This window comes from Methanoregula boonei 6A8, from assembly GCF_000017625.1.
Classification (GTDB): domain Archaea; phylum Halobacteriota; class Methanomicrobia; order Methanomicrobiales; family Methanospirillaceae; genus Methanoregula; species Methanoregula boonei.
Map to the genome: position 1 here is coordinate 2,393,702 of NC_009712.1, position 21,238 is coordinate 2,414,939.

24 protein-coding genes are annotated in these 21,238 nt (G+C 55.0%); 8 read left to right on the forward strand and 16 right to left on the reverse strand.

Annotated features, from left to right (window positions below; all coding sequences use genetic code 11):
• Positions 1–23: 23 nt before the first annotated feature.
• On the reverse strand, positions 24–770 hold the full coding sequence (locus MBOO_RS12170; protein ID WP_012107902.1) for a DUF128 domain-containing protein: 747 nt from the start codon (positions 768–770) through the stop codon (positions 24–26).
• A 61-nt stretch (positions 771–831) separates the two neighbouring features.
• Here MBOO_RS12170 and MBOO_RS12175 point away from each other — a divergent pair, with 61 nt between their 5' ends.
• Both MBOO_RS12175 and MBOO_RS12180 read left to right on the forward strand, forming a co-directional pair.
• On the forward strand, positions 832–1,794 hold the full coding sequence (locus tag MBOO_RS12175) for a hypothetical protein (RefSeq protein ID WP_232385612.1): 963 nt from the start codon (positions 832–834) through the stop codon (positions 1,792–1,794).
• Positions 1,795–1,807: 13 nt separating this feature from the next.
• On the forward strand, positions 1,808–3,154 hold the full coding sequence (locus MBOO_RS12180; RefSeq protein WP_012107904.1) for a dihydrolipoyl dehydrogenase family protein: 1,347 nt from the start codon (positions 1,808–1,810) through the stop codon (positions 3,152–3,154).
• A 299-nt stretch (positions 3,155–3,453) separates the two neighbouring features.
• Here the strand turns inward: MBOO_RS12180 and MBOO_RS12185 are convergent, their stop codons facing one another.
• A complete protein-coding gene (locus tag MBOO_RS12185) occupies positions 3,454–4,506 on the reverse strand; it encodes a HEPN domain-containing protein (RefSeq protein WP_048068480.1) in 1,053 nt (350 codons plus the stop codon).
• A gap of 344 nt (positions 4,507–4,850) precedes the next feature.
• Here MBOO_RS12185 and lysS point away from each other — a divergent pair, with 344 nt between their 5' ends.
• Positions 4,851–6,395: a lysine--tRNA ligase gene (gene lysS / locus MBOO_RS12190; RefSeq protein ID WP_012107906.1), complete on the forward strand. Its 1,545-nt coding sequence runs from the start codon at positions 4,851–4,853 to the stop codon at positions 6,393–6,395.
• 46 nt (positions 6,396–6,441) lie between these two features.
• Here the strand turns inward: lysS and MBOO_RS12195 are convergent, their stop codons facing one another.
• Positions 6,442–6,780 carry a hypothetical protein gene (locus tag MBOO_RS12195; protein WP_012107907.1) on the reverse strand — a complete coding sequence of 113 codons (339 nt, stop codon included), beginning with the start codon at positions 6,778–6,780 and terminating at the stop codon, positions 6,442–6,444.
• 4 nt (positions 6,781–6,784) lie between these two features.
• The gene (locus MBOO_RS12200) at positions 6,785–7,156 is read right to left on the reverse strand and encodes a hypothetical protein (RefSeq protein WP_012107908.1); all 372 of its coding nucleotides are present in this window, start codon (positions 7,154–7,156) and stop codon (positions 6,785–6,787) included.
• A gap of 173 nt (positions 7,157–7,329) precedes the next feature.
• Between MBOO_RS12200 and MBOO_RS12205 the strand changes: the two genes are divergently transcribed.
• Positions 7,330–7,569, forward strand: coding sequence for a hypothetical protein (locus MBOO_RS12205; RefSeq protein WP_012107909.1), 240 nt, complete (start codon positions 7,330–7,332; stop codon positions 7,567–7,569).
• Between the two features lie 143 nt (positions 7,570–7,712).
• A complete protein-coding gene (locus MBOO_RS12210) occupies positions 7,713–8,132 on the forward strand; it encodes a flavodoxin family protein (RefSeq protein ID WP_012107910.1) in 420 nt (139 codons plus the stop codon).
• Between the two features lie 162 nt (positions 8,133–8,294).
• Here MBOO_RS12210 and MBOO_RS13240 read toward each other — a convergent pair whose 3' ends face one another.
• Positions 8,295–9,362: a response regulator gene (locus MBOO_RS13240; protein WP_012107911.1), complete on the reverse strand. Its 1,068-nt coding sequence runs from the start codon at positions 9,360–9,362 to the stop codon at positions 8,295–8,297.
• A gap of 762 nt (positions 9,363–10,124) precedes the next feature.
• On the opposite strand from MBOO_RS13240, the gene MBOO_RS12220 reads away from it, so the two are divergent.
• Genes MBOO_RS12220 through MBOO_RS12230 form a run of 3 tightly spaced genes read left to right on the forward strand, consistent with a single transcriptional unit; the run spans position 10,125 to position 12,432 of the window.
• Positions 10,125–11,129 carry a DNA-methyltransferase gene (locus MBOO_RS12220; protein ID WP_012107912.1) on the forward strand — a complete coding sequence of 335 codons (1,005 nt, stop codon included), beginning with the start codon at positions 10,125–10,127 and terminating at the stop codon, positions 11,127–11,129.
• An 8-nt stretch (positions 11,130–11,137) separates the two neighbouring features.
• Positions 11,138–11,854 (forward strand): PaeR7I family type II restriction endonuclease, encoded by a 717-nt coding sequence (locus MBOO_RS12225; protein ID WP_012107913.1) that lies wholly within the window; start codon positions 11,138–11,140, stop codon positions 11,852–11,854.
• Positions 11,855–11,856: 2 nt separating this feature from the next.
• Positions 11,857–12,432 carry a class I SAM-dependent methyltransferase gene (locus MBOO_RS12230; protein WP_012107914.1) on the forward strand — a complete coding sequence of 192 codons (576 nt, stop codon included), beginning with the start codon at positions 11,857–11,859 and terminating at the stop codon, positions 12,430–12,432.
• 394 nt (positions 12,433–12,826) lie between these two features.
• Here MBOO_RS12230 and MBOO_RS12235 read toward each other — a convergent pair whose 3' ends face one another.
• The 11 genes from MBOO_RS12235 to MBOO_RS12285 all read right to left on the reverse strand — a co-directional run bounded on the left by MBOO_RS12235 (position 12,827) and on the right by MBOO_RS12285 (position 21,236).
• Positions 12,827–13,021 carry a hypothetical protein gene (locus MBOO_RS12235; protein WP_048068482.1) on the reverse strand — a complete coding sequence of 65 codons (195 nt, stop codon included), beginning with the start codon at positions 13,019–13,021 and terminating at the stop codon, positions 12,827–12,829.
• Positions 13,022–13,076: 55 nt separating this feature from the next.
• Positions 13,077–13,556: a 23S rRNA (pseudouridine(1915)-N(3))-methyltransferase RlmH gene (gene rlmH, locus MBOO_RS12240; RefSeq protein WP_012107915.1), complete on the reverse strand. Its 480-nt coding sequence runs from the start codon at positions 13,554–13,556 to the stop codon at positions 13,077–13,079.
• A 55-nt stretch (positions 13,557–13,611) separates the two neighbouring features.
• On the reverse strand, positions 13,612–13,929 hold the full coding sequence (locus tag MBOO_RS12245; RefSeq protein ID WP_012107916.1) for a hypothetical protein: 318 nt from the start codon (positions 13,927–13,929) through the stop codon (positions 13,612–13,614).
• A gap of 85 nt (positions 13,930–14,014) precedes the next feature.
• Positions 14,015–15,229: a phosphoglycerate kinase gene (locus MBOO_RS12250; RefSeq protein ID WP_012107917.1), complete on the reverse strand. Its 1,215-nt coding sequence runs from the start codon at positions 15,227–15,229 to the stop codon at positions 14,015–14,017.
• Positions 15,230–15,247: 18 nt separating this feature from the next.
• Entirely contained in the window at positions 15,248–15,877 is a 630-nt protein-coding gene (locus MBOO_RS12255; RefSeq protein WP_012107918.1) for a V-type ATP synthase subunit D, read from the reverse strand.
• A 9-nt stretch (positions 15,878–15,886) separates the two neighbouring features.
• Positions 15,887–17,275, reverse strand: coding sequence for an ATP synthase subunit B (locus MBOO_RS12260; protein ID WP_012107919.1), 1,389 nt, complete (start codon positions 17,273–17,275; stop codon positions 15,887–15,889).
• The gene (locus MBOO_RS12265) at positions 17,272–19,038 is read right to left on the reverse strand and encodes an ATP synthase subunit A (protein ID WP_012107920.1); all 1,767 of its coding nucleotides are present in this window, start codon (positions 19,036–19,038) and stop codon (positions 17,272–17,274) included. The genes MBOO_RS12260 and MBOO_RS12265 overlap by 4 nt, the downstream gene beginning before the upstream one ends.
• Positions 19,029–19,331 (reverse strand): V-type ATP synthase subunit F, encoded by a 303-nt coding sequence (locus tag MBOO_RS12270; RefSeq protein WP_012107921.1) that lies wholly within the window; start codon positions 19,329–19,331, stop codon positions 19,029–19,031. The genes MBOO_RS12265 and MBOO_RS12270 overlap by 10 nt, the downstream gene beginning before the upstream one ends.
• A gap of 1 nt (position 19,332) precedes the next feature.
• Positions 19,333–20,385 (reverse strand): V-type ATP synthase subunit C, encoded by a 1,053-nt coding sequence (locus MBOO_RS12275; RefSeq protein WP_048068483.1) that lies wholly within the window; start codon positions 20,383–20,385, stop codon positions 19,333–19,335.
• A gap of 12 nt (positions 20,386–20,397) precedes the next feature.
• On the reverse strand, positions 20,398–20,973 hold the full coding sequence (locus MBOO_RS12280; RefSeq protein ID WP_012107923.1) for a V-type ATP synthase subunit E family protein: 576 nt from the start codon (positions 20,971–20,973) through the stop codon (positions 20,398–20,400).
• 14 nt (positions 20,974–20,987) lie between these two features.
• A complete protein-coding gene (locus MBOO_RS12285) occupies positions 20,988–21,236 on the reverse strand; it encodes a H+-transporting two-sector ATPase subunit C (RefSeq protein WP_012107924.1) in 249 nt (82 codons plus the stop codon).
• Between the last annotated feature and the right edge of the window lie 2 nt (positions 21,237–21,238).

Genomic DNA, 21,238 nt, shown 5'->3' on the forward strand with positions numbered 1-21,238 from the left:
GCAAAAAGAAGCGGCGCCCGCATTTAGTAATCCCGGATCTCCACGAATTTTTCCACATCCATGACACCTTTGAGCGCCTGGGTCTGGACAAAACGCCCGCCCTCACGGATCGCGGCGATCGGGTTTGTGCCGCCTACCGCAGCAATGGAGACGTACTGCGGGCTGCCCGGTACGCCAAGGAGCGGGATATTGGGCACACCGACCTCAAGGATCCCGGTAAAGCTGCTCTCCACAAGCTCGTCAAGCACCTGGCCCACGAGCGGCTCTGCCTCCATATGGAACTCCCGGATGTTTGCAAGGATGTTCCCGCTGCCCTTGCGCATCACATCGTTTACCGAAGTGATCTGCTGGGAGATGAGCACCTGGAGCGGGTCGATGGTGGTATGCTCGTACAGGATGATGTGGGTGAACCGGATGGGCGAACGGTCCTCGACTTCCACCACGCCCCCGCCAATCGGATTAATCGGGATGCCGCGCCGGATCAACAGGCCGTCGAAGGTCAGGCTGCAGACCGTGCAGATTGCGGTAAACCCGTCAGGTACCACGAAGTCCTCGATCTTCTCGTTTGAAGAGGCAAACCGTACCAGGCCGCTCACAGAAACGCCGGTCTTGTACGCGTCCCTGAGAACCGAGACTGCGTACTCGAAGTCCTCGTTTTTCACAAGGGTTATATTGTAAACGACCTTGCCGGTCCCCTTGGCGGGATCGTAGGTCACCTGCATCGCGTAGTCGTCAATGCTGTGATTGACAAACTTGAGTGGCCCGGTCATGATTAGTGATCTCGGCGATTTCAATAGAAAAATTGTTCTATAAGCCCATAGCAAACTCTATATGATGGAACAGGACATGCGGGAAAAAGCCAGGAATGCGATGAGGCTCATTCTTGAAGCGGCGAAGTTTGAGGTCGAAGAGGTTGACGAACCCCTCGATCTTTCGGCCGTAAGGGACGGCGAATGCGTTCTTGTACTCTGCTCAAATGATGCGGAACTCGTCGGGCAGTTCGACAAGACCAACTACAGCCTCATGGTAGACGACCACGAGATGACCTGCAAGAAACTGCTCTTCACCCTCGAAAAGGACATTACGACCGAGAACTGTACCCAGTGGGGTGTCGGGGAGTTTGTCCAGTACGCAGGGGAGGCGGTACTTGCCGACATCGTGGAGCAGGAACTCAAGCTCGACCTCACACCGGGCAAGGCAAAGGCAAAAAAGGCGGCAGCTGCTGCAGAGGAAGCACCGGCCGAAGACGAGCACTCCGGCATCTCGATCCTCCACTTCCCGGTCAAGCTCTCCGAGCAGGCCGCGATCCGGACCGCGGGAATCCAGGGCGCGGCAAAACTCCGGTTCATGCCCTACTACCTGATCCACTACACAAGCAGCGGGGAGCAGGTGTACAAGGACCGGCGCATCCCCTTTGATGCAGACGGCTGGGGCGCGATCAATGCGATTAACGGCATCAAGCTCGATCTTGACGGGACCAAAGTCGAGGACTCCGAGATCCCGGCCAATGCCGAGGTATCCGATGCGCACATCACAAAAGAAGAGGCATCCGAGCGCATGGTGACCGAGCTTATCGAACGGCTCACCCAGAAGGTCAGGATCAAGCAGGAAAAGGGCGACGCGATCTTCTATGAGGAAAAGACCCTCAAGCCCGACCGCAAGAACATTACAATCGACACAAAACAGGTCTACATCCCGGTCTGGCAGATCCGGGGCAAGAAGATCGTGGAGGTCAATGCCTTCACCGGCGAGCTCCTGTCCGAGCCTATGGACGAGGGCGTCGAGGTCTTCTAACTTTTTTCCTCATATGATCGTTGTCCTGGGCGGGGGCCCGGCCGGGCGGATAGCCTCGATCCGGCTTGCCTCTGCCGGAAAAAAAGTCACGCTTGTCGAACCCAAAGGAAAAGAGCAGGGGATCGGCGGGCAGTGCCTCCATTTTGGCTGTATGCCGGTCTGTGCCTTAAACGACGCCGCACGCATCGCTGCAACCACGCGCAGGTTTTACAAGCGCGGGATGATCGATACCCTGCCCGCGTTCCGGTTCGGAAAACTGATGGACGAGACGTATGTTGTCCAGCAGAAGATCTCGGGCATTCTTGATGATGAAACCCGGCAGGCCGGCGTGGATGTGGTGTACGGCAAAGCCGGCCGGGTTGACGGACGACAAGTCTTTATCGGCGACGAGCCGGTTGACTGCGAGGCTGCGATCATCGCCACCGGTTCCCGGCCCAACATCCCGGCAATCCCCGGCGTTTCGCTCCCCGGGGTGTACACACCGCACACCCTCTGGAGCCTTCGCGAGCTCCCAAAAAAAATTGCAATCATCGGCGGGAGCGTGATGGCAGCAGAGTTTGCGTACATCTTTTCTGAGTTCGGGAGCGAGGTTACGGTGCTTGCCCGGAGCGGTTTTTTGAAAAACCTGGACCGGCATCTCCGGGCGGTCGCGATGAAAGAATTATCGGGTGTGAATATACAGGAGGAGACCGAAGTTGCCGGGATCGCCGGGACGGACCTGACCACAGGGGTCCGGTACCGGGCTGCCGGAACAGAGAGGGCAATTTCGGCTGATGCCGTGCTGCTCGCAGCTGGCCTGGTGCCAAACTCCGGCATGGTAACGGGGATCGACAAAGGACCGGATGGCGCGATCATCGTCAACGACCGGATGCAGACAAGCGTGCCCGGCATCTATGCCTGCGGGGACGTGGCAGGCGCCCCGTTCCTGACCCCGGTTGCTCGGCACGAGGGCATTGTTGCGGCGGATAATATTCTGGGAAAAGAGCGGCACATGGACTATTCCCGGATCCCGCAGGCAATCTACCTTGCCCATGAGCTCGCCTTCTGCGGTAGCAGTGGCGAGGGGAGCGCCTCGATTGCCCTGCCCGGCCCGGCAGGGCCGGGAACCTACTGGTCGGTGCAATACGGAGATACCGGGCTTGCCAAGCTCTTTGCCGATCCTGCAACGGGTGAGATCGAGGGGATCTGTGCCGCGGGGCCTTCGGGAGGGACCGTTGCCGCCTATCTTGCGTTTCTCATGCAGCGGGAGATCTCCGTGCACGAATTCGAAGATTTTATCGAGGTCCACCCGTCCACGGACGGGATTTATGGTCTTGCCAAATACGCTTCGGAGATTTTCAGGAAGCGGGACTCCTCCTGATCTTTTGTCCTGGAATAACCCTTTTTAAAAAATTACTCAAGACCCCCCATTACGCCAGCCCTGCCCCCAACAGGGGCGGGGGCGTATGCGATGCACTCGGTATTAACCCGTGTCGGGAGCTGCCCGGAATGCAAGTTATACGGCATCATTGCAAACGGCGAATGCCCGAGCGACAGGGGCAGGCCGCAGCCCCCAAGAGCATCAATAAAATTTCAGTTCCAGCCAATCGAAATTTTGGTGGAGGTTACACAATCAACTCGAATTAATGTACTGATCTCTCAAAAATCATCATTTTGATTCTATTTTTTGAATACATCAGCACTACACTCAAATTTTCGCTTTTTCATTTCAGGATCGGATGATCCAACTAACATTATGCCAGAGACATTACACGGTCCATGAGAGTTTTTTAATGTATATCTCACGGTCAGCGTCTTCTCGTATCCATTTGGAACATCTGTTTGAGCTTGTTCGCTACTTTGAAGAATTAATTCTGGCAAATAAGTCATGTCCATCGATTTTTTATCAGCATTAATCAATGTCGCAATAAGTCTTGTTTCAGTTTTTGAGGGGCGGGGATATCCTGGACGAATTAGTTTGTATATTTCTGCCTTTGATAGGCCAATACACTCGTATATTCCTGTAAGGAGGGATTCTTCAAGTGTGGACAGATAATTAGTTACGATTGTTTTAATCAACTCAAGGGATTTATTACCGTGGACGATTGAATCCCGAATCTCTTTAATTTCCACCCATTCGTTGTACGATTTTCCTTGAATTTCCATTAGCAAATATTTGATACCAGCGAGATTGATCAATTCCGTTGGTTTTTCTTTCCTGTGGTAATGGCGTAGGGAATGGTTCGTAATGTTTTCAATATACTTCTCTTTAATTACGGGATTAAGAATTTCAAGACCTAACCAATAACAAGTATACTTTGTAAAGTGATCTGACTCGAATATCCCCATTCTAAACCAGCGGATGGCGCGTTCAATTCGTTGAGGGAATTTTTTTCGATACGGTATCTCCGTCTCATTCAACTTGCTGAATAAAATTCCAAATTTCTCGGGATCAAATTCTCTAACTTTACCAAGATTATGTGGCAACACAGTATTCTGGATAAATTCTCGGTCGTGAATTCCATCATCCCATTCTATCGCCTTTTCAAAAATCGGTACATCTGTTGGTGTGACTAATTGCAGTGAAATTAGTCCGATTGCAGCATCGAAAAACACTAACGCATCATCAATAGCAGATTCGATTTTCTCTGAAGAAATAATTACATCAACTTTACAGCAGTGAAGCCAACGACATTTATCCTCGATTGGTCCAATTGAATCATAAATTGTCATCGAACATATTGGAAAATTGAAATCGACCCGCGTTTTCAATTTAAAATTGGTTTTAACGGAATATCGAACTAAATAACTATGACTCATTTGACTCCCCAGTTCAGTGTAACTTAAAATATAATAGGGGATAAAATTGCCCTATCGTTCGCGCACGCCCAAAAAGAGAGATGAGCGCCGTTAGTTCTACAAATGTGTTAGGACATATTTTCACCATATGCATTTTTGTGAGAAGTTGACTCATTCACCTATTCCCTTTTTCGGCGTGGCAGCTGCGTTGTAGGTATTATTACGCTTGAAGGCGAACGTATGAGACAGACGTTTATCCACCGCCCCGGAGCATTCCCGTGACCGATCCTGCTGATACCCTTGCATTCGACCAGACCCGGCTCGACAAAGTCCGGGCCCTGCGGGAGAAAGGCATCGACCTCTATCCCCCCACCTTTGACCGGAAGAATACGATCGCGGAGATCAGGACAAAATTCTCAGAGATCACCCACGAGAAGAGTGCCGAGGGCGTTGTTACCGCAGGACGGCTCTCCATCATCCGCAACCATGGCAAGACCATCTTTGCAGATCTCGGGGACGAAAGCGGCAAGATCCAGCTCTACATCAGGAAGGCAGATCTTGGGGACGAGGCATTCGACTTCTTTAACCAGTACATCGAGCGGGGCGATTTTGTCGGCGTGACCGGGCACGTCTTCCGGACAAAACTGGGCGAGATCACGATCTGGGTGGACAAAATCCAGCTCCTTACAAAAGCCGTCTGCCCGTTGCCCGAGAAGTTCCACGGCCTTACCGATGTGGAGAAACGCTACCGGCAGCGGTACGTGGACCTGATTGCAAACGAGGAGGTCCGGCAGAACTTCCGGAACCGGAGCCGGATCCTCTCTTCCATCCGGCGCTACCTCTCCGAGCGGGACTTTCTCGAATTCGAAACCCCGATCCTCCAGCCGGTGTACGGCGGTGCGAACGCACGCCCGTTTACCACGTTCCACAACTGCCTGGGCCAGAAGCTCTTCCTCCGGATCGCACCCGAGCTGTACTTAAAACGGCTCGTGGTCGGCGGCTTTGAGCGGATCTTTGAGATCGCACGGAACTTCCGTAACGAGGACATTGACACGCACCACAACCCCGAGTTCACCATGGTAGAGATCTACTGGGCGTACCACGATGTGTATGACATGATGGACCTCACCGAGGATTTCCTGGCAACGCTCGTGCAGGAGGTGCACAACAAAACGGAGATCACGTTTGAGGGCACAAGTATCTCCTTTGCAAAACCCCTGCGCAGACTCTCGATGGCCGATGCGGTAAAGGAGTACGCCGGGATCGACATCTTTGCCCTGTCGGTGGACGAGCTCCGGGCCTTTGCAATCCAAAACAAGCTCAAGGAAGCCGAAAAACCCCAGACACAGCGCGAGTTCCTGGTGTACTTCTTCGAGAACATGGTGGAGGAAAAACTGATCCAGCCTACCTTTATCTACGATTTTCCCGTGGAGAACTCGCCGCTTGCAAAACGCCACCGGACAAAAGAAGGATTCACTGAGCGCTTCGAGCTCTTCATCTACGGCATGGAACTGGCAAACGGTTTCTCCGAGCTCAACGACCCGCTCGACCAGAAGGAGCGCTTCGAGGCGCAGGACAAAAAACGCCAGCTCGGCGATCTTGAAGCCCAGATGATCGATTACGATTTCATCAACGCGCTCGGGTACGGCATGCCACCGACCGGGGGCGTGGGCATCGGGATCGACCGGCTCGTGATGCTTCTTACCGGCAACAATTCCATCAAGGAAGTGATCCTCTTCCCGTCCATGAAGAGCGTTCAGGCAGATGGCGAGGAGGCCGCCGGGAAAACTTCCCCCGCGGCCGAACCGGCGCAGAAGAACTGATCACCCGGCAGAGAAATCCCTTTTTTTCCGGCAAAGAGAGTACCGGTTATTTTGCGAGCGTTGAGACGTACGCGATAGCAGCCGAAAAGATCTCTTTGTCGTTCCGGTACTCTTCTGAGGTGTCCCGGTCAATCCGGATCCATTCCTTCATCTGCCGGCGCCCGAGTGGCACAAACCAGGTGATGCCGGGCTGTCCTGCACGTTTTGCTGCCATTGCGGCCGGCACCTTGATGCCTACGCCGTTTTCGTACACGCAGGCAAACAGTTTTCCCTTCACGTAATATGCCGGGTACCCGAACATTTTGCCCGGCTCAACGCCGGGGAGGGCAAGAAGGAGATCGTCCAGGACTGCCTTGTGCCCCGGGTTGTATACGGCAGGTGCCATGCAGTTATCCTTCCTTTTGAGCGTCCGTGCGGGTTGGAGGGGAAAGATCCGGCCCGTCCCATGGCCGGCGCAGCTTCTCCTTTTCCTTTTTGAAAAACGAGAGTGTCACCTGCTCGTCAGCCCCTTTCGTATCGCGTGATATCCCGGTTTCGTCCCGCGGGCCGGCGCGGCCGCCCATCTTCTCTGCCGGGGGATTGGGATCTTCTCCCTTATGCAGCGGGGGCATCTCGACCGGTATGGCCGGCTCATCGAGCTCTGCCATCTCGTAGGGCTGGAGGGGGGATATGTCGTCTGCGACAAAATCCTGCTCCTCGGGAAAGAGCCGGTCTACCTTATAGACACGGGGAAACGGATCGTCATCCGCATCCGGAATCATAGACGATCATGGGTGCGGTGCGGGCAAGAATCTTGTGCCAAAAAAACCGGTAAACATCAATCCATCAAAGAAAGAGAAGAGGGAATACACCGGATTACTTCAGCAGGTTTTTATCTTTTTTATGGTAACCAAGAAGAGGATTTGATCAAATCCGGTCAAATGCGAGGTAAACAATGAGCTTAGTCTGGCACCACCGCCTGTCCAAACAGATCCAGGAACTTGGATTCGATATCGACAAAGAAACCCTTGTGGTCACCCGCAATGATGGCGTCCGGCGCTTCTATGGCCCGGTCAGCTATGAAACGTATGTGCAGATCAGCCGGTCATCTTTTCCCGAATACCTGATTAAGGAGATCATCGAAGGAAAAGTGCCCCAGACCGGCCACCGGCTGCCGGTAAAGTGGGCGCCGTAAGGATCCCAAGGGATCCCGCTCTTTTTTTAATTAATATCGGGTCGATGCCCTTTAGGGAACGATCTTCCCGGAAAAGCCGATAAAAATTGCCGGAAGTGAGTACTATACTGAATTATAAATAGCACAAGCCGGAAGATGAGGGTATGGAAACAGTAGCAGTGCTGGTAGATTCCCGGGCAGGACGCACCCGGAGTGCCGCTGTGGCAATTGCGGAAGTGTCGGGTGTGAGCGTCGGGGACATAAAAAAACCGCTGCCTGATGCAGAGATCCTTTTCCTCGGGAGCGGAATGTATGGCACCGGGCCGGGGGATTATATGAATCGCCTTCTGGAGGAGGGCACATTTACCGGAAGGAAGGTTGCCCTCTTTGCAACGGCAACGTATCCCCGGGATGGAGAGAAGATGCTTGGCAATATGGCAGAAACCCTGGAAAAGAAGGGCGCGACAATTGTCGGGAACACAGGAAGTGTCCGGGGCAAACTGATTATCAGCAGGTACCTGCGCCTGCATCCGGAGGATCTGGAAGAGTTCAGGAACTGGGCCCGGGAGATTGTGGGGAATTAGCCCGCGTTGATTCTGCCTCTGGTGGCCCGATCCTCTGCCGCAATCTCCTGCTGCCCATTGGGCTGACAATTGTTACTTGCGATTAATATCTTTATTTTCAGGCATTCCGTTTATCAGAACCCTGCTTTTTTCCGGGAGACCTGCATCCTGCACGGTGCCGGACTACGGGCTGACCGCTACCCGTCGTCCACCGGTGAACGCATCATTCTTGCGTTTTTTATGAATCGCGATCTCGAGGTTTGCAAAAAGTTCCTGCCGGTTGATCGGCTTGACCAGGTAGCCTTCTGATTCTGTCAGCACCACCCGCCGGATGCTCTCGTCGTCCGGCTGGGCTGTCATGAAAATGGTTGGGGTGCTGTACAGCTCCTTGATCTGGCGTGCCGTCTCGATGCCATCTATGTCGCCCTCGATGTGGATGTCGATAAGGATCACATCCACCCGGTTTTCTCCGCGGGCCAGGGCAAGCGCCTCTTCGCCGCTCACGGCAATCCCGACAACCGTGTAGCCGATCTCCATGAGCAGGGTCTCGAGCATCTGGGAGAAGTGTACATCATCTTCGACCAGGAGGATACGCTTTTCATCGGGGTTTGCGGCATTTTTGGGCATGATGTGACTGCGGACAGGTTTTCTGGCGTTTTTGATTTCTGCCGGTCGCAGTGCGCCGGGACCGGATTCCTGTCCCTGTAGTCTCTGGGTAAACTGCTCGAGTGCGGCCTGTAACTTATCGGATTCTTTACGGAGTTCGGTGATCCTCTGGGTATTTTTCGAGTCGGCTTCTTTTAAGGCACCCAGCTCGTTCTCTTTTTCCTGGAACAGCTGGATGTACCGGTCTATGACCGATCTCAGCCTCCCGCATTCATTCTCCAGTTCAACCAGGCGCCGGGCATTCTTTTGTTCTGACTCTTTGAGCATCCCCAGTTCCTGTTCCCGGGTGTCAAGGACATCGTGAATGTTACCGGTGGAATTTTTCAGGGAGTCATGCTCTTTTCTGAGCCGGGAATACTGGTTTTTCTGGTTCTCCAGATCGCTGTAGAGCTGGCGGATTCGGATTTCTGCCTGTTCGTTTTGCGCATACAGGGCATTGAGTTCGCCGATGATTGTCCGGAGTTCGTTGCCGGCAGCAGCATTCAGGTGCCCGATCCGGTCCCAGCCAAACAGCCGGTCAAAAAAACCAAGAGATTTGATATTTTCGAGCAGATTTCGCAGATTGTCGGTTGAAGAAACAGCCATATAAATCTCTTATTTTACAAAACGAGTTGGAGATATAAATAGATTCTGTTAATATCACAATTGATCTCTGTATTTTTATCCCGTAGAAAATATTCCGGGAAATTTTTCCGGCAGGTTTTGCACAGAGGCGAATCGTTATTCCCCGGATAATCCCGGTTGAGATCCGCTTCATTGTTTCAAGCTTGAGGATCTGCTTGATCTCATTTACCGGGAAGAGTGCAGAGTTGTTTTCGAACGCGACAAAATTCTCAAAGCCGGTAGATCGTTTCCGGGTCTTTTCCACGGATCCCGTATTTTCCTAAAACATTTTCGAAAAAAAACACGCCAACCTTCCGCAGTGGGGCCTCCGACGTGAGATATGGGGAGCATTCCGCGGTTTTCTGGCCAAAATATGCCCGTAAAACCGTCAATTTCCGACCCCGCGATTAAAGGCTCACCAAGGCCTTTTGCGGGCCGATCGGCATTCACACGGGCAAAAGTATGTGGAAAATGAAAACTCACCCAGATCCTGGGGGTCTTTTTTGGGGCACAATTTGCAGGAATTTCAGCAATCAGGGCGATTATAACGGGATTTCCCGGCACCTCCAAATCCGGGCGTTTTACGGGGTTTCCCGGAGGGGTTTGAGGAGAATCCGGGGGAGATACGGGCTCCATTTTCTGAGGGGAAACTGCAGATCTGATGACCGGAAAATGAGGATCTGTAAGAGTCCCACACCCTTAAATCCCCTCATTCCATAAAGTAATACCAAGGATAATCGCCCGATGACATCCTCAGCAATCCCCCCTCAAATCGATCTGGCATTTCTTAATCCGCTGATCGAAGAGGTTGGTATTCAGAAGGCTATCCCAGCAATATCAAAAAATGCTAATCTCATCAAAAAGATCGAAGCGATCACCCGGCTTGTGCAGACGGAACACAAACTGGTTCTCGGTGATGCCCGCGATCTCTCCAGTATCGATGATGAATCCGTTCATCTCATTGTCACCTCTCCACCATACTGGAGCCTGAAAAAATACCACGAGTCGGACGGGCAACTAGGGAACATTCAGGACTATGAGGCGTTCCTTCCAGAACTCGATAAAGTATGGGCAGAATGTTACCGGATCCTTGCCAAGGGCGGGCGGCTTATTGTGGTCGTTGGCGATGTGTGTCTTTCGCGAAAGGAGGCAGGGCGGCACCTCGTGATGCCTCTCCATGCCAGCATCATCGAATCCTGCCGCAGGATCGGTTTTGATAATCTCTCACCCATTATCTGGCATAAGATCGCCAATGCTACGTTCGAAGTCAGCAACGGAGGTGGGGGAATCCTCGGGAAACCCTTTGAGCCTAACGGTGTGATAAAAAATGATATCGAGTTTATCCTGATGCAGAGAAAGCCTGGTGCCTACCGAAAACCGGATACCGAAAAGCGATTGCTGAGTACCATATCGCAAGAGAACCACAAGTTATGGTTCCGGCAGATCTGGACTGATATCCCCGGTGCATCTACACAGGATCACCCGGCGCCGTACCCGGTTGAACTTTCCACCCGACTGATACGAATGTTCAGTTTCGTTGGCGACACAGTGCTCGATCCCTTCGTGGGAACCGGTACAACAATGCTCTCCGCAGCCGCCACAGGGCGGAATAGTATCGGAATAGAGATAGATCCTAGGTATCTCGAGTATGCATACCAACGGCTGCGGAAGCAGGGGATCATGATAGAAACTCCGCAGACCGTGAAAAAATACCAGCAGACACTATCCGGGGATTTCCCGTACCGGTGAGGTCACAAATGGACGAAAAGATTGTTAATGCTGTTCGGTCCTACCGGACTATCCGGAAGAGACAGATTACAAAACAGACGGAGTCTGGAAGACACGATCAGGGAACCCGCGGTGCGGCAACCGGCGGGGCACAGATGGACGCCTTTGCCGATCTCATCTGTTCGGCAATCACAGAGGCCGGGATTCCTGAATCGGCTATTTTCCAAAAAACTGCTGTAGAACTGCCGGGCTACTACCGGCCGGAAAAGAAATGGGATATTGTGGTAGTCCAGAAGGGTGTGCTTGGCGCAGTCATTGAACTGAAATCCCAGATGGGCCCGTCGTTTGGAAATAATTTCAATAACCGAAGCGAGGAGGCACTCGGGAGTGCCACGGATATCTGGGTCGCATTCCGGGAGAAACGATTCGGGAGCCGGATGTTCCGACCGTGGCTGGGGTACCTTTTCCTTCTAGAGGACTGCCCGGAATCGACCGCCCCGGTTGCGGTTCGGGAGCCACACTTTGCCATCGATGAAATATTCAGGGATGCTTCGTACAAAAAACGGTACGAGATCCTCTGCGAGAGGCTTATTCTCGAACGGCTCTATGAATCGTCCTGTTTTATTACAGCCCGGTTTGAAAGTACAGATATCCATGTCGATGAACCCAATCCGAACCTGTCATTCGAGCATTTTATTGGTTCGCTTAAAGGTCATATGCAGATGCTCAGTAACCAGATGAAATAACCATGCCTCCGCACTCCCACGCCCGCGACGTCTTCTCTGCCGAACACGCTTCCCATCTCGACACGAAATTCCGCCGCATTCTCTATCGCCCCGACCGGCTCGCGGAAAGGTACGTGAAGCCCGGCGACCGGGTCCTCGACTTCGGCTGCGGCCCGGGATTTTTTACCCGCGAGTTTGCAAAGCGTGTCGGGGACAAGGGATGCGTGATTGCCGCCGACCTCCAGGAAGAGATGCTTGCAATCGTCCGGGAAAAACTTTCGGCCGAAGGCCTCATGCCCCGGGTAAAAACGCACCGGTGCAAGCCGGACTCGCTTGATCTTTTACCGGACCGTGACGGGCAGGTCAACGCGGCCTTTGCGATCTTTGTTGTCCACGAAGTCCCAGACCGGGAAAAACTCTTCTCCGAGATCGCCGCTATGCTTGCGCCCGGCGGGATTTTTTTCTATTCCGAACCGCCGTTTTTGGTTTCGGGAACGGAGTTCCGCGAGAACCTGACGATTCTGGAAAAACGCGGGCTTGAGGTAGTGGAGACCCGGAGATATTTCGTGAACCGGGCGGCCGTGCTTAAAAAAAGGTAAAGGGGGTGGGTGGGGATCACCCCCCCCTCTCCACTTTTTTCTCAAAAGGGGGGTACCCCCTCCTCCCCTTTGATCCGATCCGGCCCGGCACCGGTGCATGCAGGAGTCCTGCAGCCGGATATTTCACGCCGGAAGTTCCGCACGAACATACCCTTGTTGCCCCTGCAAAATTAGTTTAGTACCCGGATCCGGGGGAGGGGGGTGGCCCCCACCCCCTCCCTCCCTTTTCGGTAAACTGAGGGGCACCCTCCCTCTTTGTGTCCGGACATGTGGGGTCCCCACGCTGGTACCGGCCGGTTGCAGGAAAAGTCACCAAAAAAACTGTCGCGTGTTCTGGAACAGACAAAAGGGGCACTTGAAAAAATAAAAAGGGAAGGAGAACGGTGCCGGGAAATCAGTGCTTGTGACCGGCCTTCTCCTCGTCGTGATGGATCAGCCGGCACTTGTTCACGCACTCCCAGTTCTCGGGCAGGAATTTTCCGTCCGGGCCGGCTTTCATTGTGGCATGATATTTTTCGCCACAGACCAGGCATTCCATCAGGCCGCTCTTCTCGTCAACCACGCGGGTGGTGTGTTCCCTGGTGCTCATGGAAGAGTGGTCTTGTGCGTCCGGTTCATATAGGTGTGGATCGGGGACCAGGGGATTATTTGTGATAGGGCTCGCCGCTGTTGATCCGGCAGGCCCGGTAGAGCTGCTCCACAAGGATCAGGCGTGCCATCGGATGGGTAAAGGTCAGGGGAGAGAGCGAGAGCCGGAACGCGGCCCGGTTGATCACTGCATCGGAAAGGCCGAGATCTCCGCCGATCACAAAAGCGATCGTGTTCGTACCCGCAAGCTGCCAGTCGTGCATCCGGGCGGCAAGCTCAATGCTGGATATTTCCGTTCCCCGGAGATCGAGCGCTACCACGTACGCACGCTCTGGGATCGCAGCAAGGATCCGCCCGCCCTCTTTCTCTTTTGCAAGCTCTTCCTGGCCGGCCGGGGCCCGGGTTCCCCGGTGCTCTTCAGGGATTTCAACAATGGAAAGTTTCAGGTACGGGGAAAGGCGCTTGGTATATTCCGCGATCCCCTCGGAAAGAAACCGCTCCTTGATCTTTCCCACCGCAATAATGCGAACCTGCATGATCTTTTCCTTAAAACGTCCTGAGGCAAAAAGAGTACGGTCCCCACGGCGGGTCTCACGGATCCGGCCGGTTACGCTCCCCGTTTGCTGCCCGCGGGGGAGCAAGGACATCCACGAGTGCCCCCCGGATCTCGTGCCGAAGGAATTCCCGGCCCGCGTCAGAGGCAAGGTACTCGCGGAAGAGCTGCTCTGCACGTTCCCGGTCGTGGCGGGTATCGACAAACGAGATCAGCGCCTGCGTGATGCAGTCGGAGACCGTGGAAAACTTCTTCTCCTCATACACAAGCCGGTTTACTTTTTCATAGATATTGGGCGGCATCTTGTAGGAGATGGCTACCCGTTCTCCCCTGCCGGCCGGCTTTTTTTCCGCCATGTCCTTATGGAGTTGGAAAGGCCGCTATAAATATCCCGCGACGGCAGCAAAAAAGAGAGTTTTGGTGGAGGGGTGCGACGTGCGTTTACCCGAAGAGCTGGTACGACTCTTCGAGCGCCTCGACTGCCGGGAGTTTTTTGCCGGTCAGAAACTCGATGCAGGCCCCGCCACCTGTTGAGATGTGGGTGAACTCTTTTTCTATCCCGAGCTTCTCGATCACGGCTGCGGTGTGCCCGCCGCCCACGACCGAGAACCCGACTTTCGATGCGGCCCGGAGGAGCTCGTAGGTGCCTGTGGCAAAGTCCGGGTCCTCAAAGACTCCGGCCGGGCCGTTAAAGACCACGGTCCCGGCATTTTTCAGGGTGGAAACAAGGGCCGGGAGGGCATCCATGCCGAGATCCATGACCGGTGCATCGAACGGGATCTTTTCTACCGGGTATTCGGCACGCCGCCCGTTCTGCCGCACGGCAACCGCAGAGGGCAGGATCACCCGGTCGCCGAACGTATCAAGGATCGCTTTGGCCTTTGCTATCTCGCCCTGGTACTTCAGCTGCTCGATGAGCTGGGTGGAGGGTTTGCCGATATCGTACCCGGCAGCGATGTAGAAGGCATTGGCCACGACCCCGATCACGATTACGTTATCGGCAATGCCGTTTGCAAGCACGTGGGCGGCAACCTCGATCGAGTCATCGATCTTGGTGCCGCCAAGCACCATGGTGACCGGGCGGGGGGCACCCGAGAGTACTTTTGAAAGGGTGGCAACCTCTCGTTCCATCAAAAGGCCGGCAGCGGAACGCATGGCAAGCGGCAGGCCGACCACGGTCGGCTGGGAGCGGTGGGCAGTCCCGAACGCGTCATTGACAAAGACATCGGCCATGGATGAGAGGCGCCTGACGATATGCGTCTTTTTTGCGTCCTCAGGTTTCATCGTGAGGTTCTCTTCAGCCGCAAACCGCACGTTCTCGAGCATCAGGATATCGCCGGGCTTTGAGGCCTGCACGGCATCCCTGGCGTGTTTCCCGAAGATGCTGTCAATGTAGGTAACAGGAGTGCCCAGGAGCTCTTCGAGCTTGCCTGCGTGGGCCTCAAGCGTGGTAAAGTCCTTTTTCCCGGGCCGGCTCTGGTGGGTGACGATCACAACCCGGGAATCCGAAAGGGCACGTACCGTGGGCAGGTGCTCGCGGAACCGTTTGTCATCCAAAATAAGGTGGGAGGTGGGATCGATGGGGGAGTTGAGGTCAAGACGGAGAAGCACCGTTTTTCCTTCTGCCCCCAGATCCGGGAGGGTACCGATCGGCATGTGGCCACACTCCCGGGGTTACGACGAACCCCGGGCCTTGATCTTCTTCATCCGGAAGAGCTCTTCTCTTTCCATCTCGTCAAGGCGCATCTTGATGAAGTCCCGGGCCTCGGTGAGTTCAGGGATGACCTTGAACTCAAGCGCGTTTACCCGGCGCTTGGTCTTCTCGATCTCGTCGAGGAGACGCTTCATCGTGGTCTCGATCTCGGCGCTCTCTATGATGGCTTCGACCAGGTCTTCGAACGACGAGGCGGTCTCATCAATGACCGGGGAGGTGCCAAGCACCCCGTATCCCCGGTCGGCAAGGGTCTTTTTCACCTTGGAGGACTCGATCTCCGGCACGACCACGCCCATGATGTTCTTGCTCTTGAGCGTGATCTCCGGGGTCTCTTTTACGGAGAAGGCAGCGGCCTTGACACCGAGCGCGCCTTCCACCGTGTTTGCCACTGCCATCATCTCGACAGCGTGCTTGTACCTTCTTAAGAGCTCCCCGCGGCTGTCCTTTGCCTCGGAAAGGATCTTGAAGAATTCCATGATCAGCCCATCGCGCTTCATCTTGAGGATCTTATAACCGCGCTGCGAGAGCTGGATCTTCCTCTTGAGGTTGATCAGTTCCGAGCGGGTTGGTTTGATATCGCGCAGCGCCATGGATTCTCCTTACTCCTTCTTGGCTCCGGCCTTGAGCTTCGGGTGGTACTTGTTGATCAGGTCACGGTCGATACGGGTGAGCTGTTCTACCGGCAGCGTGGAGAGGAGGTCCCAGCCGAGATCGAGGGTGTCCTCGATGGTACGGTCCTCGTCATATCCCTGGCGGACAAACTTGTCCTCGAAGAGGTCGGCGAACTCAAGAAGTCCGCGGTCACGCTCGGAGAGTGCATCCTTACCGACGATAGCAACAAGGCCCCGGAGATCGTTTCCTTCCGCATAGCCCGCGTACATCTGGTCGGAGACCTTCTTGTGGTCTTCGCGGGTGTGCCCCTTGCCGATACCCAGGTTCATGAGCCGGGAGAGCGAGGGCAGCACGTTGATGGGCGGGTAGATACCCTTACGGTGCAGTTCACGGTTGACCACGATCTGGCCTTCGGTGATGTACCCGGTCAGGTCGGGGATCGGGTGGGTGATATCATCGCCGGGCATCGTTAAGATCGGGATCTGGGTGACCGAGCCCTTCTGGCCCTTGATGATACCCGCACGCTCGTAGATGCAGGCCAGGTCCGTGTACATGTACCCGGGATAGCCACGGCGGCCGGGCACTTCTTCACGGGCAGCGCCGATCTGGCGGAGCGCTTCGCAGTAGTTTGTCATATCCGTAAGGATGACAAGCACATGCATGCCAAGCTCGAATGCAAGGTACTCGGCAGTGGTCAGGGCGAGCCGGGGCGTGATGATACGCTCGACTGCCGGATCGTCTGCGAGGTTGAGGAACACGACGGCGTGTTCGAGGGCGCCGGTGCGTTCGAAATCCTGCATGAAGTAGTTGGCTTCTTCTTTTGTGATACCCATTGCAGCGAATACGACCGCGAAACTCTCGGTAGAGCCGGGCACCTTTGCCTGCCGGGCAATCTGGAGAGCCACGTTGTTGTGCGGAAGACCGGCACCCGAGAAGATCGGGAGCTTCTGGCCACGCACGAGCGTGTTCGTGCCATCGATGGTGGAGATACCGGTCTGGATGAAATCAGACGGGGAGTTGCGGGCCCACGGGTTGATTGCAGCACCCGTGATGTCGAGGCGCTTTTCCGGAACGATCTCCGGGCCGCCGTCGATCGGCTTACCGCCGCCCGAGAGGATACGCCCGAGCATTTCGCGGCCCACCGGCATCTTGATGGTTTCGCCGGTGAAACGGACGCCGCTGTCCCTGCCGATACCGGTCGTGGTCTCGAAGATCTGGACAACGACAAGGTCGTCGCTTGTGTCCAGCACCTGGCCGCGCTTGATCGTGCCATCGGAAAGGACTATGTTTACGAGTTCCTGGTACCCGATAGGCTCGGTCTTCTCGACAAAGACAAGCGGGCCGGCTATTTTTGTGATCGTCCTGTATTCCTTCATGCTGCCGACCTCAGTGCATTGAATTCCGCATCCATGTCTTTCTCGATCTTGGCCAGGGGCTGCTTGTAGTCCTTGACAAACTTGATCTGGGGCAGTTCGTTCTTGGCCTTGATCGTCGTGATCTGGGCCGGGCTGACCCCTGCTGCCTGGGCTGTGTTTGCAAGGTCCGAGTAGAGCCGGATCGCTTTCATCATGTCGTACTGCTTCTGCATGTCGCAGAACGTGTCGACTGCATCGTACGCGTTCTGCTGGAGGAAGATCTCACGGATCATGCGGGCGACTTCGATGGTGATCTGCTCGGTCTCGGGCAGTGCATCGGAACCAACCAGCTGCACGATCTCCTGGAGTTCGGCCTCCTTCTGGAGGACGCCCATAGCCCAGGACCGGAGCTTGTTCCAGTCAGGGGAGACGTTCTTGTCGTACCAGTCATGGAGTGCATCCAGGTACAGCGAGTACGAGTTGAGCCAGTTGATTGCCGGGAAGTGCCGGCGCTGGGAGAGCTTTGCGTCAAGAGCCCAGAAGACTTTGACGATACGCAGGGTGTTCTGCGTGACCGGCTCTGAGAAATCTCCGCCGGGTGGTGAAACTGCACCGATGACCGAAACGGATCCTGACTGGTGGTTGAGGGTCTCGACAAGACCTGCACGCTCGTAGAACTCGGAGAGCCGGGCCGCAAGGTATGCCGGGTAACCTTCTTCACCGGGCATCTCTTCAAGACGGGAGGAGATCTCACGCATGGCTTCTGCCCACCGGGAGGTGGAGTCGGCCATGAGGGAGACATCGTATCCCATGTCACGGAAGTACTCGGCGATCGTAATACCGGTGTATACCGATGCTTCACGGGCCGCGACCGGCATGTTGGAGGTGTTCGCGATGAGCACCGTCCGCTCCATGAGCGGCTTTCCTGATGTCGGGTCCTCAAGGTGCGGGAACTCGGTAAGCACTTCGGTCATCTCGTTGCCGCGTTCTCCGCAGCCGATGTAGACCACGATCTTTGCATCCGACCATTTGGCCAGCTGCTGCTGGGTAACGGTCTTGCCGCTCCCGAACGGGCCGGGGATTGCAGCGGTGCCGCCTTTTGCAATAGGGAAGAGACCATCGAGAATACGCTGCCCGGTGAGCAGCGGGATCGTCGGGTTCTTCTTCTCCTTTACCGGGCGCGGGACACGGACCGGCCAGCGCTGGATCATCGGGTACTCGCGGCCGTCTTCAAGGATAACGATAATCTCGTCAACCGTGAAGTCGCCGGCTTTTATCGTCTTTACCACGCCTGCTTTCACGTTGGGCGGGAGCATAACCTTGTGGACGATGTTGGTCTCCTGGACTTCGCCAAGGATTGCGCCGGGTTCTACCTTGTCACCGGCTTTTACCACCGGCTTGAAGGTCCACTTCTTCTCGTGGGAGAGACCCGGTGCAGACACACCGCGCTCGATAAAGTTGCCCATCTTGTTGACGAGCACTTCAAGGGGACGCTGGATACCATCGTAGATACTGGTCAGGAGACCGGGCCCGAGCTCAACTGCAAGCGAGAGGCCGGTGTTTGAGACCGGTTCGCCGGGCTTGATACCCGTGGTATCTTCGTACACCTGAATAATGACGTTGTCACCCTGGATCTTGATGACCTCGCCCATCAGGGCTTCGTTACCGACCCTGACCACATCGTACATGTGGGCGTCAAGATTGACGGCCGTTACGACGGGCCCGGCGATCCTTTTGAGGACGCCCTTTTTTGTTTCTTTTGCTTGGTTGGCTTTTACTTCCACAGATCAACACCCACCGATCTCTTGATTCTCTCTCTCATGGACAGGCCCCCTTCTTCGCCGCCAAGGGCAATGACGGTGGGCTTGACTGAGTTCTCAAGCGTGGTACGGAGCCGGCGCGGGAGCCGCTCCATGTCGCTGCTGTTGAGCACGAGAATTCCCACCTGTCCGTCCGCAAGAACGCTGTTGACACTTTCCAGGAGTTTCTCGTCGTTTTCCGCGGTATAGGTCTTACGGATGCCTGCAAGGCGGAACCCGAGGATAAACTCGCTGTTGCCGATAACTGCGATCTCCATCTTATATCACCAGGTACTTGCTGATCGTTTCTGCGGGGAGATTCGACTGCTTGCCCCGTGCCAGTGCCCGGAGGTTGAACACTTCGTACTTCTTCTTCTCCAGGTACACGAGGATCGGATAGATGGAGAACGGATTTCTCCGGGAGAGTTTCTCCATCTGTTCCATCTGGACGTGTACAAGAAGCGCTGCAATCTCATGGACAGGCCGCTCGGTCTCGATGCTTTTGAGGAGTTCAACAACCGGCCCGGTGCGGACCTTGGCCCTGAGCTGGTCGGTAAATTCCCGGTAATCCTGGGCCGTGGCCAGAGCGGAGAAGTCGGCAGCAGTGATCGTACCGCCGGGGATGTACAGCTCCTTTGCATCTTCTCCTCCCTTGTCTGCCCGGAGCCGGAAGAGTGTCAGGACGTTTTTTATGTCGATATCCAGCCGGATATAAGCTAAAAACATCCTGCCCCCGGCATCCCCGCCGCACTCTGCAATGAGCTCAGCGTAGAACTGCTTGTACAGCTCATTTTCCATCTTTGCAAACGAGCCGGACTCTTTTGCCGCCGGGTACTCGCGGGCAAGCACCAGGTAAATCCGCTGCCCTTTGAGGGCATCGACAACACGGTCGGGACCGTCTTCAGCAAGAAGCCGGTCGAGCACAATCTTGTCGAGGTTTCCTGCCGGGACAAGGACCTCCCTGATCCTGCCCGTCTTTTCCCCGTGCAGCTTGCCGCGGAGGATGGTGAGCACGTTCTGGATATCCCAGTAGCGAAGATACGCCCGGGTGAACTGCTTGAGCGTTCCCGGCGTGATCTTCTGGATCCGCTGGTACTCTTTAGCAAGGTTCCAGCTCAGGGCAATCTCGAGATGGTCGATCCCCTTAAACGTGGTGCCGAGTTCGTCGATCTCCTGCTTGTAGGATGTCTCTTCGATGATACGGATGATCTCGGGAAGGCTCATGTTGAGCATCCGCTGGTACTCTTCGCGGGGGAGGAGCTTTGCCTTTCTCACCCGCATCCTGGTACAGACGTAGATTGTGGGCGCTGAAATGCCTTTCATCCCTGCCATACCTGTACCATCCTATCCGAAGAGGATATCAGACGCATCCTTGAGCCCGGATTCCCATACTTTGTTCATGAAGGTACGGTAGCTGTAGTCGATCTGCAGCTCGCCCCCTTCGCCTTCGATCAGGATCCCGCCATCGATGTGAGCCGGTTCGCCGAGGATAAAGCCGGAGAACTCCTTCTCCGCAAGGACAGCCTTTGCCGCTGCCTCATCCCGTGCATTGCAGTGGATCTTTCCCTTCGGGATCTCCTTTTTTGCTTCTGTGAGGAGTTTTTTGATCGCTTCGCGATGGAAGCTCTCAGGGAGTTTTGCAATTTCTGCGATTGTACCCTCATACACTTCGTCAAGGAGCCCTTTTTGCGTGTTGAGGATCTCGCGCTTGACCAGGAGGTTTGCCGCGGAAATTTCCTGGGCGGTTACCCGGGCTGCCTGCTTTGTTGAGGCTTCCTCGGCTTCTGCCTTGATCCCGGCAACTTTCTGGTCAGCTTCAGCAAGGATCCGGTCAGAATCCATTTTGGACTCGGCACGGATCGCATCCGCTTCCTTTCTGCCTTTTTCCCTGATCTCTTCTAGTACTGCTTCCAGTCCCATTGTTCTGCCTCGCTTTAGAACAGGAGCAGCAGTGCAATGACAAGACCGAAGATGACGATGGTTTCGGGAATGACCGTAAAGAGCAGGCCCAGACCGAAGAAGTCCTTGTTCTCCGCGATTGCCCCGACAGCTGCGGCACCGATACCCATCTCGGCTACACCGGTACCAACACCGGTGAGACCGACCGCAAGACCTGCGCCGATTGCCTTCATTCCGACCTGCGATGCCTGAACCATTTCAATAGTCATGTTAACGTCAGCCATAA

Bases quoted from the DNA above. Each gene is read 5' to 3' on its own strand.
- MBOO_RS12170 (WP_012107902.1), bottom strand. From the start codon at position 770: ATGACCGGGCCACTCAAGTTTGTCAATCACAGCATTGACGACTACGCG.
- MBOO_RS12175 (WP_232385612.1), top strand. From the start codon at position 832: ATGATGGAACAGGACATGCGGGAAAAAGCCAGGAATGCGATGAGGCTC.
- MBOO_RS12180 (WP_012107904.1), top strand. From the start codon at position 1,808: ATGATCGTTGTCCTGGGCGGGGGCCCGGCCGGGCGGATAGCCTCGATC.
- MBOO_RS12185 (WP_048068480.1), bottom strand. From the start codon at position 4,506: ATGACAATTTATGATTCAATTGGACCAATCGAGGATAAATGTCGTTGG.
- MBOO_RS12195 (WP_012107907.1), bottom strand. From the start codon at position 6,780: ATGGCACCTGCCGTATACAACCCGGGGCACAAGGCAGTCCTGGACGAT.
- MBOO_RS12200 (WP_012107908.1), bottom strand. From the start codon at position 7,156: ATGATTCCGGATGCGGATGACGATCCGTTTCCCCGTGTCTATAAGGTA.
- MBOO_RS12205 (WP_012107909.1), top strand. From the start codon at position 7,330: ATGAGCTTAGTCTGGCACCACCGCCTGTCCAAACAGATCCAGGAACTT.
- MBOO_RS12210 (WP_012107910.1), top strand. From the start codon at position 7,713: ATGGAAACAGTAGCAGTGCTGGTAGATTCCCGGGCAGGACGCACCCGG.
- MBOO_RS13240 (WP_012107911.1), bottom strand. From the start codon at position 9,362: ATGGCTGTTTCTTCAACCGACAATCTGCGAAATCTGCTCGAAAATATC.
- MBOO_RS12220 (WP_012107912.1), top strand. From the start codon at position 10,125: ATGACATCCTCAGCAATCCCCCCTCAAATCGATCTGGCATTTCTTAAT.
- MBOO_RS12225 (WP_012107913.1), top strand. From the start codon at position 11,138: ATGGACGAAAAGATTGTTAATGCTGTTCGGTCCTACCGGACTATCCGG.
- MBOO_RS12230 (WP_012107914.1), top strand. From the start codon at position 11,857: ATGCCTCCGCACTCCCACGCCCGCGACGTCTTCTCTGCCGAACACGCT.
- MBOO_RS12235 (WP_048068482.1), bottom strand. From the start codon at position 13,021: ATGAGCACCAGGGAACACACCACCCGCGTGGTTGACGAGAAGAGCGGC.
- rlmH (WP_012107915.1), bottom strand. From the start codon at position 13,556: ATGCAGGTTCGCATTATTGCGGTGGGAAAGATCAAGGAGCGGTTTCTT.
- MBOO_RS12245 (WP_012107916.1), bottom strand. From the start codon at position 13,929: ATGGCGGAAAAAAAGCCGGCCGGCAGGGGAGAACGGGTAGCCATCTCC.
- MBOO_RS12250 (WP_012107917.1), bottom strand. From the start codon at position 15,229: ATGCCGATCGGTACCCTCCCGGATCTGGGGGCAGAAGGAAAAACGGTG.
- MBOO_RS12255 (WP_012107918.1), bottom strand. From the start codon at position 15,877: ATGGCGCTGCGCGATATCAAACCAACCCGCTCGGAACTGATCAACCTC.
- MBOO_RS12260 (WP_012107919.1), bottom strand. From the start codon at position 17,275: ATGAAGGAATACAGGACGATCACAAAAATAGCCGGCCCGCTTGTCTTT.
- MBOO_RS12270 (WP_012107921.1), bottom strand. From the start codon at position 19,331: ATGGAGATCGCAGTTATCGGCAACAGCGAGTTTATCCTCGGGTTCCGC.
- MBOO_RS12275 (WP_048068483.1), bottom strand. From the start codon at position 20,385: ATGGCAGGGATGAAAGGCATTTCAGCGCCCACAATCTACGTCTGTACC.
- MBOO_RS12280 (WP_012107923.1), bottom strand. From the start codon at position 20,973: ATGGGACTGGAAGCAGTACTAGAAGAGATCAGGGAAAAAGGCAGAAAG.
- MBOO_RS12285 (WP_012107924.1), bottom strand. From the start codon at position 21,236: ATGGCTGACGTTAACATGACTATTGAAATGGTTCAGGCATCGCAGGTC.